Source organism: Flavobacterium ponti, assembly GCF_042652765.1.
GTDB classification, from domain to species: domain Bacteria; phylum Bacteroidota; class Bacteroidia; order Flavobacteriales; family Flavobacteriaceae; genus Flavobacterium; species Flavobacterium ponti.
On sequence record NZ_JBHSGW010000003.1, the window covers coordinates 97642 to 112179 of the forward strand.

The window sequence follows — 14538 nt, forward strand, 5'->3', positions numbered from 1 at the left end:
ATGAAAAAATTATTATATATAGTAACTAGTTTGTTCTTTATGACAACAATAACGGCTCAAGATAGACCAATGCCAAAAGCTGGTCCTGCTCCTAGTATAAACATTAAGAAACCTGAAACTTTTACACTTAAAAACGGTTTAAAAGTATTGGTAGTTGAAAACCCTAAATTACCAAGAGTATCTTACACATTAACTATTGACAACACTCCTTATACAGAAGGTAACAAAAAAGGAGTTGACGATATGTTAAGTTCAATGATTGGAAACGAAACGGAAAAAACTTCAAAAGAAGCTTTTAACGAAGAAATTGACTTTTTAGGAGCAAACATTAACTTTTCTTCAAGCGGAGCAAGAGCTAGTGGATTATCTAAATATTCTAAAAGAATTTTAGAGTTAATGGCAGAAGGATGTTTAGAACCTAAATTTACACAAGCAGAATTTGACAAGGAAAAATCTAAAATGATTGAAAATCTTAAGTCTGATGAGAAAAATGTAACTGCTAACGCAAGAAGAGTTGAAAACATTTTAGTGTATGGAAAAAATCACCCAAGAGGAGAGTTTTTAAGTGAAGAAACATTAAATAATGTTACTCTTGATGATGTTAAATTAAACTACAATACTTACTTCGTTCCAGAAAATGCTTATTTAGTAATCATAGGAGATGTTAAATTAAAAGACATTAAAAAACAAGTTGAAAAGGCATTTAAAGGTTGGAAAAAAGCAACAGCTCCATCACTTACTTATACTGAACCAACTGATGTTCAATACAACCAAATTAACTTTGTAGACATGTCAAATGCAGTTCAATCTGAAATTGCAGTGGTAAATACTTCAAATTTAAAAATGACTAGCAAGGATTATTATGCTGCTCTTTTAGCTAACCAAATTCTTGGTGGTGGTGGAGAAGGTAGATTATTCTTAAATTTACGTGAAAAACATGGTTGGACTTATGGTTCATATTCTTCAATCGGTTCAGGAAAATATACTTCTAAATTTAGAGCTGGAGCTTCTGTTAGAAATTCAGTTACTGACAGTGCTATTGTTGAAATTTTGAATGAAGTAAAAAGAATGAGAACTGATTTAGTTTCTGACGAAGATTTAAGAAATGCAAAAGCTAAATATGTAGGAAATTTTGTAATGCAAATTGAAAAGCCTGAAACAGTTGCTTTTTATGCCTTAAACAAAGAAACTCAAAATTTACCTGATGATTTCTATGAAAATTACATCAAAAATATCAATGCTGTAACTGCAGAAGACATCAAAGCTGCAGCAAATAAATACTTTTTAGCAGATAATTTAAGAATTGTTGTTGTTGGAAAAGCAGCTGATGTTTTACCAGGATTAGAGAAAACAGGTATTCCAGTAATGTATTTTGATCGTTTTGGAAACAAAGTAGATAAACCAGTTATCAAAAAAGAAATCCCTAAAGGTGTTACTGCAAAAACAGTTTTAGAAAATTACATCAAAGCAATTGGTGGAGAAAAAGCGTTAAAAGAAGTTAAGTCAATTGTAGTAATATCAAAAGCATCTGTTCAAGGACAAGAATTACAATTAACTTCTAAAACAACTAATGATAACAAAATGAATTCAGAAATGTCAATGTCAGGAATGACAGTTATGAAATTAGTAGTGACAGATAAAGGAGCCTATGCAGTTCAACAAGGTCAAAGAAAAGAATTTGATGGAGACAAACTAAAAGAAATGCAAGAGACTGCTTATACATTCCCTGAACTTTTATTAGTAAACAACTCAGACGTTGTTTTAAAAGGAATTGAAACAGTAAATGGTTCAGATGCTTATGCATTGACTTTGGGCAACAAAACAATGATGTATGATACAAAATCAGGATTAAAAGTTGCTGAGTCTGTTGAACAAGAACAAGGTGGTCAAAAAATGACACAAGTAACAAATTATGGAGATTACAAAGAAGTAAAAGGAATTTTGTTCCCATATAATACTACTTTAAATGTAGGAATGGAATTAGAATTCATTACTCAAGAAGTAAAAATTAATGAAGGAGTTACTGCTAAAGATTTTGAATAATTTCTAAGCATTATAAATCTAAAAAGCCATTCTGTAATTAAGAATGGCTTTTTTATTTCCTATATAAATCAATTTATTTTCTACTCGAAAAATAAACACCTAATAAAACCACTAAAGCTCCAATTCCTTGCACAAAAGACAAGGTTTCATCCATTACAAAGTAACCCAAAAGAATTGCTACAACTGGAATTAAATAAGTCACAGAAGAAGCAAAAACAGGTGAAGACAATTGGATTAATTTAAAAAATAAGATATTAGAAAAACCTGTTCCCACAATTCCTAAAATAGCAATATAACCTAAAGATGTTATTACTTTAGGTTCAGTCGCAATTTCAAAAAAACCTGAAAAATAAAGGATCATTAAAGCTGGAAATAACATAATCAAAAAGTTTCCAGTGCTTATTGTTAAAGGTTTCAAATCAGATAAATATTTCTTAATCAAATTGACATTTATTCCATAAAAAACAGAAGCCAAAACAACCAACAAAGCATAATAATAGTTTTCGGTAGTATTTTCTCCTTCTCCAAATAAAATCAACAAAATACAACCCACAAAACCGATAACTACTCCAAAAATCTGCCTTCTTTGTACATCTACTTTAAAGAATAAAATTCCAAAAATCAATGCAAACAATGGTGTTAATGAATTAAGTATTGAACTTACAGAACCATCTATTTTAGATAAAGCTGTAGCGAATAAATAAACAGGTAAAAATGTGCCAAACATAGATGTTAAGGCAATATACTTCCATTTATGCAAAGGAATTTTAGCTATGTGCTTAAATCCAACTACAACTAAAAAAGCAGCAGCAAATAAAATTCGTAAACTTCCCATTTGAATAGGATTCACACCTTTTAAACCTAATTTCATCAGTAAAAAAGAACTTCCCCAAACACAACCCAAAAAGAAGAGCAAATACCATTTTTTATTATTTTCCATAGTAGTTCGAATTTTCAAGTGCAAAATTGAGGCTTTATTTTGAAATAATTGCAACAAATTTGAAAAATGGAATTTGTATCTTTGTAAAATAAATTTAATTTAAATACTCAAAATGAATATAGTTAAACAAACATTATTAATAGCTTCAATAAGTCTTTTATTAGTTAGTTGTAAAAACGAAAACAATTCATCATCAGAAGAAATTCAAGCTATTGAACAAGACACTACAAAAACAATAGTTGCAAATTCAAAAACAGCTTCTTTTGAAATTGAAGGAATTACTTGTGCAGAAGGTTGTGCTAATTTAATTGAAGGAAAACTAAACAAATTAGATGGTGTTTCAGAAGCAAAAGTAGATTTTGATGCTAAAACTGCAACCGTTATTTATGATGCTGATAAAGTAAACCAAGAAAAAATAACAAAAACCGTAGAAGGAATTGCTGGTGGAAAACTGTATAAAGTTTCCAAATTAAAATCTTAAATTAAAGAAGATAAAAAATCACTAAAACCATTTCTAAACCGAAATGGTTTTTTATTTCTCCCACTTAATAGACTCCAACATCGTTTTCATGTCTTTAGTAATATAACTTGAAGCTGGTAAAATAGAGTCAAAATTAGGTTTTGCGTAGAAATAAACACTTCCTGTTACAAAATTTTTGGTACTATCTGTAGCATAAAATAATGCATTTGAAGCAGCATCTCCACCAACCGTATAAAACATTCCATACACTTTTTTATCAGGATTTATGTAAGGTTGTTCAATGATTTCATCAGCTTTCATTACATGAAGTTTATAGGTTAATTTTTGAGCATCTGTTAATAATTGTTCTAAATCATTATTTACAGGTTTGTAGCTCAAATAAACTGTTGCTTTCATTTTTGGATAATGAATTTCCACAGCACCATTATCTTTAGATTCAATAGTAGAAAAATCATTTACTTCTAAAGAAAATGGATATTTTGATTCTTTTGAATTATATATTGGAGTTGGATATTCTAAACGTAACTGACTTGTTGGTCTTGGAACAGCATCATCATTACACGATTGCAAACAAATAGCTAATCCAACAAGAGCAAAAAAATTCTTCATTATAATCTGTTTGTTATTGTAACGTAACTTTTACTTGTTTTATTCTGCGTTTGTCTACACTTTCAATGGTAAACTTATAAGCATCAAAAATTATCTTGGCATTTTTTCGAGGAAAATTTCCTGAAATTTCTAAAATAAAACCAGCTAAAGTTTCTGCTTCACCTTTGGCATTTTCAAATTTTTCTTCATCTACATCCACAACTCTATAGAAATCTTTTAAACTAACTTTTCCATCAAAAAGATAATTTTTATCATCTATTTTAGTAAAACTGATGTCAATATCATCAAATTCGTCACTAATATCTCCTACAATTTCTTCCAAAATATCTTCCAAAGAAACCAATCCAGAAGTTCCACCATATTCATCAACAACGATTGCAAGGTGATTTTTCATACCTTGAAACTCTTTTAAAAGATTATCCAATTTCTTGTTTTCAGGCACAAAAAACGGTTCTCTCAAAAGTGTTTGCCATTCATAATCTTTATGGTCAATATAAGGAATCAAATCTTTGATAAACAAAACACCTTCAATATGATCAATTCCTTCTTTGTAAACCGGAATTCTTGAATAGCCTTTTTCAACAATTTTTGGCATTATTTCTTTGAAACTTTCTGAAATTTCAAGTGCAAAAATATCAATCCTTGGACTCATCACTTGTTTAACATCAGTATTTCCAAATGTTACAATTCCTTCTAATATTTTTTGTTCATCAGAAGTGGTTTCTTTTTGGTCCGTTAATTCTAAAGCTTGTGACAATTGATCTACAGAAAAATTAGTTTTCTGAACACTAAACTTCTTTTCAATATACACAGTAATGTTTCGCATTGGAATACTAATTGGACTTAGCAGCCTATTTAAAAATACGATTGGAATACTAACCTTTTTAGAAAATGTTACATTATTTCTACTAGCATAAATTTTGGGCAAAACTTCTCCAAAAAGCAAGATTAAAAAAGTCAAAAGAATTACTTCAACTAAAAATTGAAGCATTGGTGAAGTTATAGCTCTGAATAATTTCTCATTTATAGAGGAAAAGAGAATTACTACACCAATATTTATGAAATTATTTGCAATTAATATGGTAGCTAATAATTTTTTAGGTCTGTCTAAAAGACTGGAAATTAATTTTCCTTTGTGACTATCATTTGCTTCTAAATCATCCAGACTTTTTTGGTCAAGAGAAAATAAAGCTACTTCAGAACCTGAAATAAATGCAGAACACAACAATAAAAAGGCTACACCAATTAGCCCGAAAACCAAACTAAAATCTATAGTATTTATAAAACTGGAAGGATCTGAGTCCAAATTTGTAGGTATTAGTTAAACATTAAAAAGGCAAATCATCTTTTGGATTTGACTCTTCATTTTCTGCGTCAAAATTAGTCTTTTTTATGGCATCATTTTCATTTGATGGAAAATTTTGCTTGTTACCATCAGAATCTTTCTTTGTACTCAAAAAAGTAAATTCTGTAACTTGAATTTCTGTAGTATATTTTGTGGAACCATCTTCAGCTTGCCAGTTTCTAGATTTTATTCTTCCTTCTACATAAATTTTATCTCCTTTTGATAAATATTTCTCACAAATTTCGGCTGCTTTATTGCGAACCACCAAGTTGTGCCATTCTGTAGAAGTGATTTTTTCTCCTGTGCTTTTATTGATATAAATTTCATTTGTAGCTAATGGAAATCTACCAATACAATTTCCTCCATCAAAATAGTGCATTTTTACTTCGTCTCCTAAATGACCTATTAACATAACTTTATTTAATGTTCCGTTCATGGCTTGTAATTTTAATTATATCAAATGTAGTAAATATTTTAATTAGCTGAAATATCTTTCAATAAAATTATGAATAACAATTGGAAATGGAAGTCTTCTTAAATCAGAAATTGAAATCGCATTTTCAAATTTTGTTGATACTTGAACTTTTATAAATTGAATATGTAAAGTTTGATGAGATAGTTTGTGAATAACATCAAATGATGGTAAAATTGAAATACTCTGAATTTCTGAATATTTTTGATTTATTAATTTAATAATTTCTTTCTCTTCAAGAATAGTTTTTGACTCAAATACAGGAAACTCATATAAATTTTGCCAAATACCTTTTTCTGTTCTTTGATTCACAATAGTTTTTTCTTCTAGGTCCTCAAAAACTATATAGTTAAAGTAACGATTTGTAACTTTTGTTTTCTTAGATTTAATGGGTAAGATGTCAACTGTTTTATATTGTAAAGCAGCACAACTATCATTCAATACACAAACTGAGCAATTAGGACTTTTAGGAACACATTGCAAAGCACCAAATTCCATAATTGCTTGATTATATATAGGAGTAACTTTTTCAGGAAGCACTTCTTTGGCTAATTCCTGAAACACTTTTTTAGTAGATGAAACTGAAATATTATTATGAACATTAAAGTATCTTGATAAAACTCTGTAGACATTTCCATCTAAGACAGCTACATTTTCGTTAGCCGAAAAAGAAGCTATTGCTGAAGCTGTATAATCTCCTACTCCCTTTAATTTTATTAGTTCATTATAAGAATTTGGAAATTCTCCATTTAATTCATCAACAACAAATTTTGCAGTAGCATGAAGATTTCTAGCTCGAGAATAATAACCTAAACCTTGCCATAGTTTTAAGACTTGCTCTTCTGAAGCTTTTGCCAAATCAAAAACAGTTGGAAATGCACTTATAAATGACTCAAAATAAGGTAATCCTTGCGCAACTCTTGTCTGTTGTAAGATGATTTCTGAAAGCCAAATTGTGTAAGCATCTGTGGTATTTCTCCAAGGTAAATCCCTTTTATTTTGTAAATACCAATGAATTAAAGAGTTAGAAAAAGACATAAAAATTGTTGTTAGGGCAAAATTAACTTTTATTATATTAAAATTTAATTGATTATGCTTGAAATATTGTTTTTTTAATTCCTATATTTGCACTCTCAAAAAAAATTAGAATAAAATTAATACGCAAGAAAATGACGAAAGCAGATATCGTAGCAAAAATTTCTGACAGACTAGGACTTGAAAAAGGAGATGTTCAAGCTACTGTAGAAACATTCATGGAAGAAGTAAAAGATTCATTAGAATCTGGAGACAATGTTTACTTAAGAGGTTTTGGTAGTTTTATCATTAAAACTAGAGCTGAAAAAACTGGAAGAAACATTTCTAAAAATACAACAATAAAAATTCCTGCTCACAACATACCAGCATTTAAACCTGCTAAAGTTTTTGTAGAAGGAGTTAAAACGAAAACAGAAATAGCAGTATAATTATTATTAATCTAAACTAACGACATTATGCCAAGTGGTAAAAAAAGAAAAAGACATAAGGTAGCAACGCACAAGCGTAAAAAAAGAGCGAGAGCTAACCGTCACAAGAAGAAAAAGTAGTATTTAACTACTTTTTCTTTTTTACAAAAAGAAGATGTTCTTTGAAAAAAACTAATTTTAGGAATTGGTTATCGGGAAAAAATCCTGTAAAATTATTGTTTAATCCATCTGTACTGGAAAGTAACTAGTAATTAGTAACTAGTAATTAGTTTTTAGCTAATTACTATTCATTATTCACTATTCACTAAACAAGTATGGATAAAAATGTACTCTTTTGAACAAAGAATTAATTATTAGATCAAGTTCAGATGCTGTAGATTTTGCCTTATTAAAAGATGGAAAACTAATTGAACTTCACAAAGAAGAAGAAAACAGTAGCGGAAGTAATTTCGCAGTTGGAGATATTTTTATATCAAAAATTAGAAAACCAGTGGCTGGTTTAAATGCTGCTTTTGTGAATTTAGGTTATGAAAAAGATGCTTTTTTGCATTATCATGATTTAGGTCCAAATCTTCCTTCGATGATGAAATTCATAAAACTTGTAAGCGCAGGTAAAATAAAAGATTATTCACTCAAAAATTTTCCTTTTGAAAAAGAGATTGATAAAGATGGTAGTATCGCAGATATTATTAGTGCTAATCAATCGCTTTTAGTTCAAATAGTTAAAGAACCAATATCTACAAAAGGCCCAAGAATTTCTTCAGAAATTTCGTTAGCTGGTAGATTTGTAGTTTTAGTTCCTTTTTCGGATAGAGTTTCTATTTCTCAAAAAATAGAATCTAAAGAAGAAAAAGAAAGACTAAAACGATTGGTTCAATCTATTAAACCAAAAGGATTTGGTGTTATTGTGAGAACAGTAGCCGAAGGCAAAAAAGTAGCTGAACTAAACAAAGATCTTCAAAACTTATTAGACAAATGGTCTAGTATGTGTAAGAAGCTGCAAACAGCTCATCATCCATCGAAAGTTTTAGGAGAAGTCAACAAAGCTTCCTCCATCTTGAGAGATGTATTTAATGATTCCTTTACTGGAATTCAAATTGATGATGAAGAATTGTATTTGCAAACGAAGGACTATTTGCAAGAAATAGCTCCAGATAGAGTCTCTATCGTAAAACACTATCAGTCGAAAGACTTACCTTTATTTGAGAAATATAACGTGGAAAGACAAATTAAAACTTCCTTTGGAAAAACAGTTTCTATGAGTAAAGGAGCTTATTTAATCATCGAACACACAGAAGCATTACACGTAGTAGATGTTAACAGTGGAAACCGATCAAACAAAGCTCGTAACCAAGAAGATACTGCTTTAGAAGTAAATATGATTGCTGCTGCAGAGATTGCGCGTCAATTGCGATTACGAGACATGGGAGGAATTATTGTGGTGGATTTCATTGATATGCAAAATCCAGAAAACCGCAGAGTTTTATACGATTTCTTGAAAGAAGAAATGAGTGACGATAAGGCCAAGCATAAAATCTTGCCTCCTAGCAAATTTGGATTAATTCAAATTACTAGACAAAGAGTTAGACCAGAAGTAAATATTAAAACCAGAGAAGAAGACCCTAATGAAAATGGGGAAATTGAAGCTCCGATTTTGATTATTGATAAAATTGCGTTTAGCCTTGAAAAAATTATTAAAGCCCATAAAAAAGTTACACTTCATGTGCATCCTTTTGTGGCAGCATACCTTGAGAAAGGTTTTCCATCAATACGTTCAAAATGGTTTTTTGAACATAAAAAATGGGTGAAAATTATACCTCGTGACGCTTACACGTATCTTGAATACCATTTCTTTGACGACAAAGGAAAGGAAATCAAGTAAAAAACAAAAACCGTTTAGATATTAAGTTCTAAACGGTTTTTTTATGCTTATAAGTTTAGAACTAGTCTAATTCATACTCTAATCTAACAGTAATTCTAGCGGTTTTATTTTTGCTATATGTATCATAAATTCCTCCATAACTAAAGTCTTCTGTAGAACCTTGACCTGTAATTTGAAAAACTCCCATTGAAGCATTTTTTAATTTTCCTAAATTACCATCACCTGTTTCAATTATTTTTATAGCTCTTTCTCTAGCATCTTTTGTAGCACTTTCAATTAAACTTTGTTTTAAACTAGGCAAATCAGAATATGTATATTGAATAGGATTTGAAGTAAGCTCAATACCAGAATTTATCAACTCGGAAGTTTTACTAGAAACATCTTCAATTTTTTTCATCAATTCAGGATTCTTTTGGGTTTTAAAAGTTATCGTTTGATAAGCTTCATACCCATCAAAAACTTGTTCATATTGGTTTTGATAGGGATTCTCTGGATTTTCTTTTCTTATTTCTCTAAAACTTTTATTAAAATTTACAGCTCCAAATGAAAAATCACTTGCTTTAAAACCTTTTTCAATAAAAAAATCAGAAACTATCTTTTGATCTGATTTCATTTTATTATAGGCTTCTTTTATATCGTAATTTTTAACTGAGAAACTAGCAGTCCATAAAATTTCATCGGAAACAAAATCTTTAGTTCCTAATCCAACTACAGAAATAGAATCTAAATTTTCATTTCTGTTTTTAAATGAATTTCCTAAAATCCATGCCGTTAAAATAATAGCTAAACCAATTACGATAGCAGGAAGTAGTCTACTATTCGATTTTTGAACATTGTTGATTTCCATGAAATTACATTTTAAAAATTATAAATGTAAAGGTATAAAACTTTTTAAATAAAAGTAAATTATCTTCTCAATCTAAAAAAAGCTCGCATCAATAAAGCACATTCTTTTTCCAAAATTCCACCTACAACTTCTGTTTTTGGATGTAATTGGGTTCCCATTTTTGTAAAACCCCTTTTTTCATCCGTAGCACCGTAAACTATTTTTGAAATTTGACTCCAATACAAAGCTCCAGCACACATTTGACATGGTTCTAAGGTGACGTACAATGTGCAATCTTTCAAATATTTTCCACCTATGAAATTGGCTGCACTTGTTATCGCTTGCATTTCAGCATGAGCAGTAACGTCATTAAGCATTTCTGTTAAATTATGTGTTCTTGCAATGACTTTATTATCTATAACAATCACTGCTCCAACAGGGATTTCACCTTTTTCAAAAGCGGTTTCAGCTTCTTGCAAAGCTTTTTTCATAAAATAGTCGTCGGTGAAAATATCTATCATAATTGCAAAAATACAATTTCAAGTTAGTACTTTTGTCAAATGATGGAAAATTTACTTTCTCATATAAACAATCCAAATGATTTGAAGAAACTTACTCCAAATCAACTTCCACAATTAGCCAAAGAATTGCGTGAATTTATCATTGATATTATTTCGCAAAGAGAAGGTCATTTGGGAGCAAGTTTAGGGGTTGTAGAGTTAACTATTGCTCTTCATTATATTTTTAATACTCCAGATGATTTATTAGTTTGGGATGTTGGTCACCAAGCTTATGGTCACAAAATTTTGACGGGAAGACGAGATGTTTTTGAAACCAATCGAACTTTAAACGGAATTTCAGGTTTTCCAAAAAGAAGTGAAAGTGAATATGATACTTTTGGTGTTGGTCACTCTTCTACTTCTATTTCAGCAGCTTTAGGAATGGCAATTGCTTCCAAATTAAAAGGTGATTTTGATAAACAACATATTGCAGTAATTGGTGATGCTTCAATAGCTTCAGGAATGGCTTTTGAAGGTTTAAATCACGCTGGAGTAACTGATGCTAATTTATTAGTAATCCTAAATGACAATGCAATAGGTATTGATCCAAGTGTTGGGGCTTTAAAAAATTATCTAACAGCTGTTAAAGAAGGGAAAAATCCAAAACAAAACAACATTATAAAATCTTTAAATTTTGATTATTCTGGGCCAATTGATGGTCATGATTTACCTAAATTATTATCTGAATTAGAACGATTAAAAAAGGTAAAAGGTCCAAAATTTCTTCATGTAATCACTACAAAAGGAAAAGGATTACAATTAGCTGAAGAAGATCAAGTAAAATATCATGCTCCTGGAAAATTTGAAGCCAAAACAGGTAAAATTCATCCCAAAAATGAAGAAAATTTACCTCCAAAATTTCAAGATGTTTTTGGACATACATTAGTGGAATTAGCCGAAAAAAATGAAAAAATTATTGGAATTACACCTGCAATGCCAAGTGGAAGTTCCATGAAATATATGATGGAAGCATTTCCTGAAAGAGCTTTGGATGTTGGAATTGCCGAACAACATGCTGTAACATTAGCCGCTGGAATGGCTACGCAAGGAATGGTTGTGTTTTGTAATATTTATTCCACTTTCTTGCAACGAGCTTATGACCAAGTGATTCATGATGTAGCTTTACAAAATTTACCCGTTATTTTTTGTTTGGATAGAGCTGGTTTGGTTGGTGAAGATGGAGCAACACATCATGGTGTTTTTGATATTGCTTATTTAAATTGTATTCCAAATTTAATTATTTGCGCTCCAAAAGATGCTATTGAATTAAGAAATATAATGTTCACAGCATCTCAAGGTTTAAATCACCCTATTGCTATTCGCTATCCAAGAGGAAGAGGAGAAATTGTGGATTGGAAAAAACCTTTTGAATCAATTGAAATTGGAAAAGCTAAATGTTTAAAAAAAGGTCCCGATATTGCAATTCTTTCCACAGGAACAATGGCTTCAAATGTTGAAAAAGCAATTAAAGAATTGGGTCAAGCACAAAATGTTTCCCATTATCATTTTCCATTTATAAAACCTTTGGATGAAAATATGTTGAACCAAATATTTAAAAATAATTCTAAAATAATTACAGTTGAAGATGGAGTCATTAGTGGTGGTTTTGGAGGTTTAGTAAATTCATTTGCAACTTTAAATTCATATAAAAACAAAATTGTTAATTTAGGTATTCCAGACAATTTTATTGAACAAGGTAGCGTTCAAGAATTACAACAGATTTGCCAAATTGACGTTACATCTATAATAAAAACAATTTCTACTATTTAAAAAATGTTCAAAAAAAGCATCCTTATCATCATTTCTTTATTTCTATTTCAAAATAGTTTTTCGCAAATTATAAGAACAAAATTACCTGATACAATTTCACATTGGAAGTCAAAAAACAAGGTTGGTTTTGATATTTCTCAGATTTCTTTCGTGAATTGGAATGCTGGAGGAAACAACTCTATTTCTGGGTTGTTAAAAGGAAACTTTAAAAGAGATTACAGTTCTGATAAATTCAATTGGAATAATGAATTAATTATGCGTTATGGAATTAACAAACAAGAAGGTCAAGAGTTAAGAAAAACTGACGATCAATTTCAATTAAACTCCACTTTTTCACATAGAAATGATACCCTTTCTAGATGGTATTTTGCTGGAAAATTCAATTTTAACACGCAATTTGCCAATGGTTATGCTTATCCAAATACAGATTTAGCCATTTCAAAACCTTTTGCTCCTGCTTACATTTTCTTAGGACTTGGAGCTGAATATGTTGTTAAAGAAGCCTATTTCAAACTCTATTTATCACCTCTAACTCAAAAAACAACACTTGTTTTAAGTCAGAGATTAGCCAATGAAGGTGCTTTTGGGGTAGATGAAGCAATATATGATGAAAATGGAAACATAATTTCTCTAGGAAGAAAATCAAGAACAGAATTAGGTGTTTTAGTAACTAGTGAATGGGAAAAAGAAATTTACAAAAACATGACTTTAGACCATCGCATATCATTATATTCAGATTATATTCACAACTTTGGAAACATTGATGTGAATTGGCAAATTCAAGTTGAAATGACTATAAATGAATATGTAAAAGCCAGTTTAGGAACTCAATTAATATATGACGATGATATAAAAACCAAAGAAGAACAAGATGGAATGCAAATTACCAAAGGTCCAAAAATTCAATTGAAACAAATTATGGGAATTGGTATTGTATATGAATTCAAGAAAAAAACCATCACTACTGGATAATGATGGTTTTTCTATATTATATTAGGCTAAAGCTTGCTTTAAATCTTCCAACAAATCTTCTATATCTTCTACTCCAACACTTAAACGAACCAAATCGTCAGTAATTCCAATTTCTAATCGTTCTTCTCTAGTTAAAGAAGCATGAGTCATAGTTGCTGAATGATTGGCTAACGACTCAACTCCACCTAAAGATTCTGCTAAAGTGAAAACTTTTAATTTTTCAAAAAAAGAAATAGCATCTTCCATTTTACCTGAATTAAACGAAAAAGAAACCATTCCTCCAAAACCACCAATCATTTGTTTTTTAGCAATTTTATGATTGGGATGATTCTCTAATCCAGGATAATATACTTTTTTAACTGCTGGATGAGAACTTAAGTATTCCGCTACTTTCATTCCGTTTTCGCAATGACGTTGCATTCTTAAATGTAAAGTTTTGATTCCTCTTAAAACCAAAAAACTATCCATTGGACCTAAAATTCCACCTGTTGCAAATTGAGAAAAATGTAGTTTTTCACCAAGTTCTTTATCCTTGACAATTAACGCTCCAGCCATAACATCCGAATGTCCACCTAAATATTTTGTGGCTGAATGCATAACAATATCTGCTCCCAAATCTAAAGGTTTTTGTAAATAAGGTGTTCCAAATGTGTTATCTACTGCTAAAAGTATATTGTGCTTTTTAGTGATTTTAGATATTTCAGCAATATCAGCCAATTTCATTAAGGGATTTGTTGGTGTTTCTACCCAAACTAATTTTGTTTTTTTATTGATAAGAGATTCTAATTTTTCCAAATCAGTCATATCTACAAAATGAAATTTGATTCCAAAATCTTGATACACTTTGGTAAACATTCTATAAGTTCCTCCGTATAAATTATCTGTAGCAATAACCTCATCACCAGGTTTTAAAATTTTCATTAAAGCATCAGTTGCTGCCAAACCAGAAGCAAAAGCCAACCCTCTTGTTCCATTTTCCAAACTAGCTAGTGAATTTTCCAAAGCAGTTCTTGTTGGATTTGCAGACCTAGCATATTCATAATCACCAACAGGTTTTCCTGGACTTATTTGAGCAAAAGTTGATGTTTGAAAAATAGGAGTCATTACAGAACCTGTCTCTTTTTCGTAGTGTTGTCCACCGTGTATTGTTTTTGTATTGAATTTCATTTGAAAAG

At 30.1% G+C, this 14538-nt stretch carries 14 protein-coding genes; 6 read left to right on the top strand and 8 right to left on the bottom strand.

The genetic code is table 11. From position 1 onward, the window contains the following. Positions 1-2043 (top strand): M16 family metallopeptidase, encoded by a 2043-nt coding sequence (locus ACFO3U_RS04980; protein WP_379738653.1) that lies wholly within the window; start codon positions 1-3, stop codon positions 2041-2043. Between the two features lie 73 nt (positions 2044-2116). On the opposite strand, the gene ACFO3U_RS04985 is transcribed toward ACFO3U_RS04980, so the two are convergent. After that, positions 2117-2983: a DMT family transporter gene (locus tag ACFO3U_RS04985; protein WP_379738655.1), complete on the bottom strand. Its 867-nt coding sequence runs from the start codon at positions 2981-2983 to the stop codon at positions 2117-2119. Between the two features lie 112 nt (positions 2984-3095). Between ACFO3U_RS04985 and ACFO3U_RS04990 the strand changes: the two genes are divergently transcribed. Next, positions 3096-3464, top strand: a complete 369-nt coding sequence (locus ACFO3U_RS04990) for a cation transporter (protein WP_379738657.1) — start codon at positions 3096-3098, stop codon at positions 3462-3464. A gap of 51 nt (positions 3465-3515) precedes the next feature. Here the strand turns inward: ACFO3U_RS04990 and gldD are convergent, their stop codons facing one another. The 4 genes from gldD to mutY are packed head-to-tail and all read right to left on the bottom strand — an operon-like array spanning position 3516 to position 6928. After that, entirely contained in the window at positions 3516-4073 is a 558-nt protein-coding gene (gldD, locus tag ACFO3U_RS04995; RefSeq protein ID WP_379738659.1) for a gliding motility lipoprotein GldD, read from the bottom strand. A 13-nt stretch (positions 4074-4086) separates the two neighbouring features. After that, positions 4087-5379, bottom strand: coding sequence for a gliding motility-associated protein GldE (locus tag ACFO3U_RS05000; RefSeq protein WP_379738661.1), 1293 nt, complete (start codon positions 5377-5379; stop codon positions 4087-4089). 22 nt (positions 5380-5401) lie between these two features. Then, positions 5402-5854, bottom strand: coding sequence for a single-stranded DNA-binding protein (locus ACFO3U_RS05005; RefSeq protein WP_379738663.1), 453 nt, complete (start codon positions 5852-5854; stop codon positions 5402-5404). A gap of 42 nt (positions 5855-5896) precedes the next feature. Beyond that, the gene (gene mutY / locus ACFO3U_RS05010; protein ID WP_379738665.1) at positions 5897-6928 is read right to left on the bottom strand and encodes an A/G-specific adenine glycosylase; all 1032 of its coding nucleotides are present in this window, start codon (positions 6926-6928) and stop codon (positions 5897-5899) included. A gap of 131 nt (positions 6929-7059) precedes the next feature. Here mutY and ACFO3U_RS05015 point away from each other — a divergent pair, with 131 nt between their 5' ends. Continuing rightward, entirely contained in the window at positions 7060-7353 is a 294-nt protein-coding gene (locus tag ACFO3U_RS05015) for an HU family DNA-binding protein (RefSeq protein WP_026716764.1), read from the top strand. A 334-nt stretch (positions 7354-7687) separates the two neighbouring features. Further along, positions 7688-9235, top strand: coding sequence for an Rne/Rng family ribonuclease (locus tag ACFO3U_RS05020; protein ID WP_379738668.1), 1548 nt, complete (start codon positions 7688-7690; stop codon positions 9233-9235). Between the two features lie 61 nt (positions 9236-9296). Here the strand turns inward: ACFO3U_RS05020 and ACFO3U_RS05025 are convergent, their stop codons facing one another. Continuing rightward, positions 9297-10082 carry an SIMPL domain-containing protein gene (locus ACFO3U_RS05025; protein WP_379738670.1) on the bottom strand — a complete coding sequence of 262 codons (786 nt, stop codon included), beginning with the start codon at positions 10080-10082 and terminating at the stop codon, positions 9297-9299. A gap of 59 nt (positions 10083-10141) precedes the next feature. Next, positions 10142-10582: a nucleoside deaminase gene (locus ACFO3U_RS05030; RefSeq protein WP_379738672.1), complete on the bottom strand. Its 441-nt coding sequence runs from the start codon at positions 10580-10582 to the stop codon at positions 10142-10144. 39 nt (positions 10583-10621) lie between these two features. Here ACFO3U_RS05030 and ACFO3U_RS05035 point away from each other — a divergent pair, with 39 nt between their 5' ends. Both ACFO3U_RS05035 and ACFO3U_RS05040 read left to right on the top strand, forming a co-directional pair. Continuing rightward, positions 10622-12391, top strand: coding sequence for a 1-deoxy-D-xylulose-5-phosphate synthase (locus ACFO3U_RS05035; RefSeq protein ID WP_379738674.1), 1770 nt, complete (start codon positions 10622-10624; stop codon positions 12389-12391). 3 nt (positions 12392-12394) lie between these two features. Continuing rightward, positions 12395-13363, top strand: a complete 969-nt coding sequence (locus ACFO3U_RS05040) for a DUF3078 domain-containing protein (RefSeq protein ID WP_379738676.1) — start codon at positions 12395-12397, stop codon at positions 13361-13363. A 21-nt stretch (positions 13364-13384) separates the two neighbouring features. Here ACFO3U_RS05040 and ACFO3U_RS05045 read toward each other — a convergent pair whose 3' ends face one another. Further along, on the bottom strand, positions 13385-14530 hold the full coding sequence (locus tag ACFO3U_RS05045; RefSeq protein WP_379738678.1) for a cystathionine gamma-synthase: 1146 nt from the start codon (positions 14528-14530) through the stop codon (positions 13385-13387). Between the last annotated feature and the right edge of the window lie 8 nt (positions 14531-14538).

Coding starts and splice junctions, on each gene's coding strand:
- ACFO3U_RS04985 (WP_379738655.1), bottom strand. CDS start 2,983: ATGGAAAATAATAAAAAATGGTATTTGCTCTTCTTTTTGGGTTGTGTT.
- mutY (WP_379738665.1), bottom strand. CDS start 6,928: ATGTCTTTTTCTAACTCTTTAATTCATTGGTATTTACAAAATAAAAGG.
- ACFO3U_RS05035 (WP_379738674.1), top strand. CDS start 10,622: ATGATGGAAAATTTACTTTCTCATATAAACAATCCAAATGATTTGAAG.
- ACFO3U_RS05045 (WP_379738678.1), bottom strand. CDS start 14,530: ATGAAATTCAATACAAAAACAATACACGGTGGACAACACTACGAAAAA.
- ACFO3U_RS05030 (WP_379738672.1), bottom strand. CDS start 10,582: ATGATAGATATTTTCACCGACGACTATTTTATGAAAAAAGCTTTGCAA.
- ACFO3U_RS05005 (WP_379738663.1), bottom strand. CDS start 5,854: ATGAACGGAACATTAAATAAAGTTATGTTAATAGGTCATTTAGGAGAC.
- gldD (WP_379738659.1), bottom strand. CDS start 4,073: ATGAAGAATTTTTTTGCTCTTGTTGGATTAGCTATTTGTTTGCAATCG.
- ACFO3U_RS05025 (WP_379738670.1), bottom strand. CDS start 10,082: ATGGAAATCAACAATGTTCAAAAATCGAATAGTAGACTACTTCCTGCT.
- ACFO3U_RS05015 (WP_026716764.1), top strand. CDS start 7,060: ATGACGAAAGCAGATATCGTAGCAAAAATTTCTGACAGACTAGGACTT.
- ACFO3U_RS05040 (WP_379738676.1), top strand. CDS start 12,395: ATGTTCAAAAAAAGCATCCTTATCATCATTTCTTTATTTCTATTTCAA.
- ACFO3U_RS04990 (WP_379738657.1), top strand. CDS start 3,096: ATGAATATAGTTAAACAAACATTATTAATAGCTTCAATAAGTCTTTTA.
- ACFO3U_RS04980 (WP_379738653.1), top strand. CDS start 1: ATGAAAAAATTATTATATATAGTAACTAGTTTGTTCTTTATGACAACA.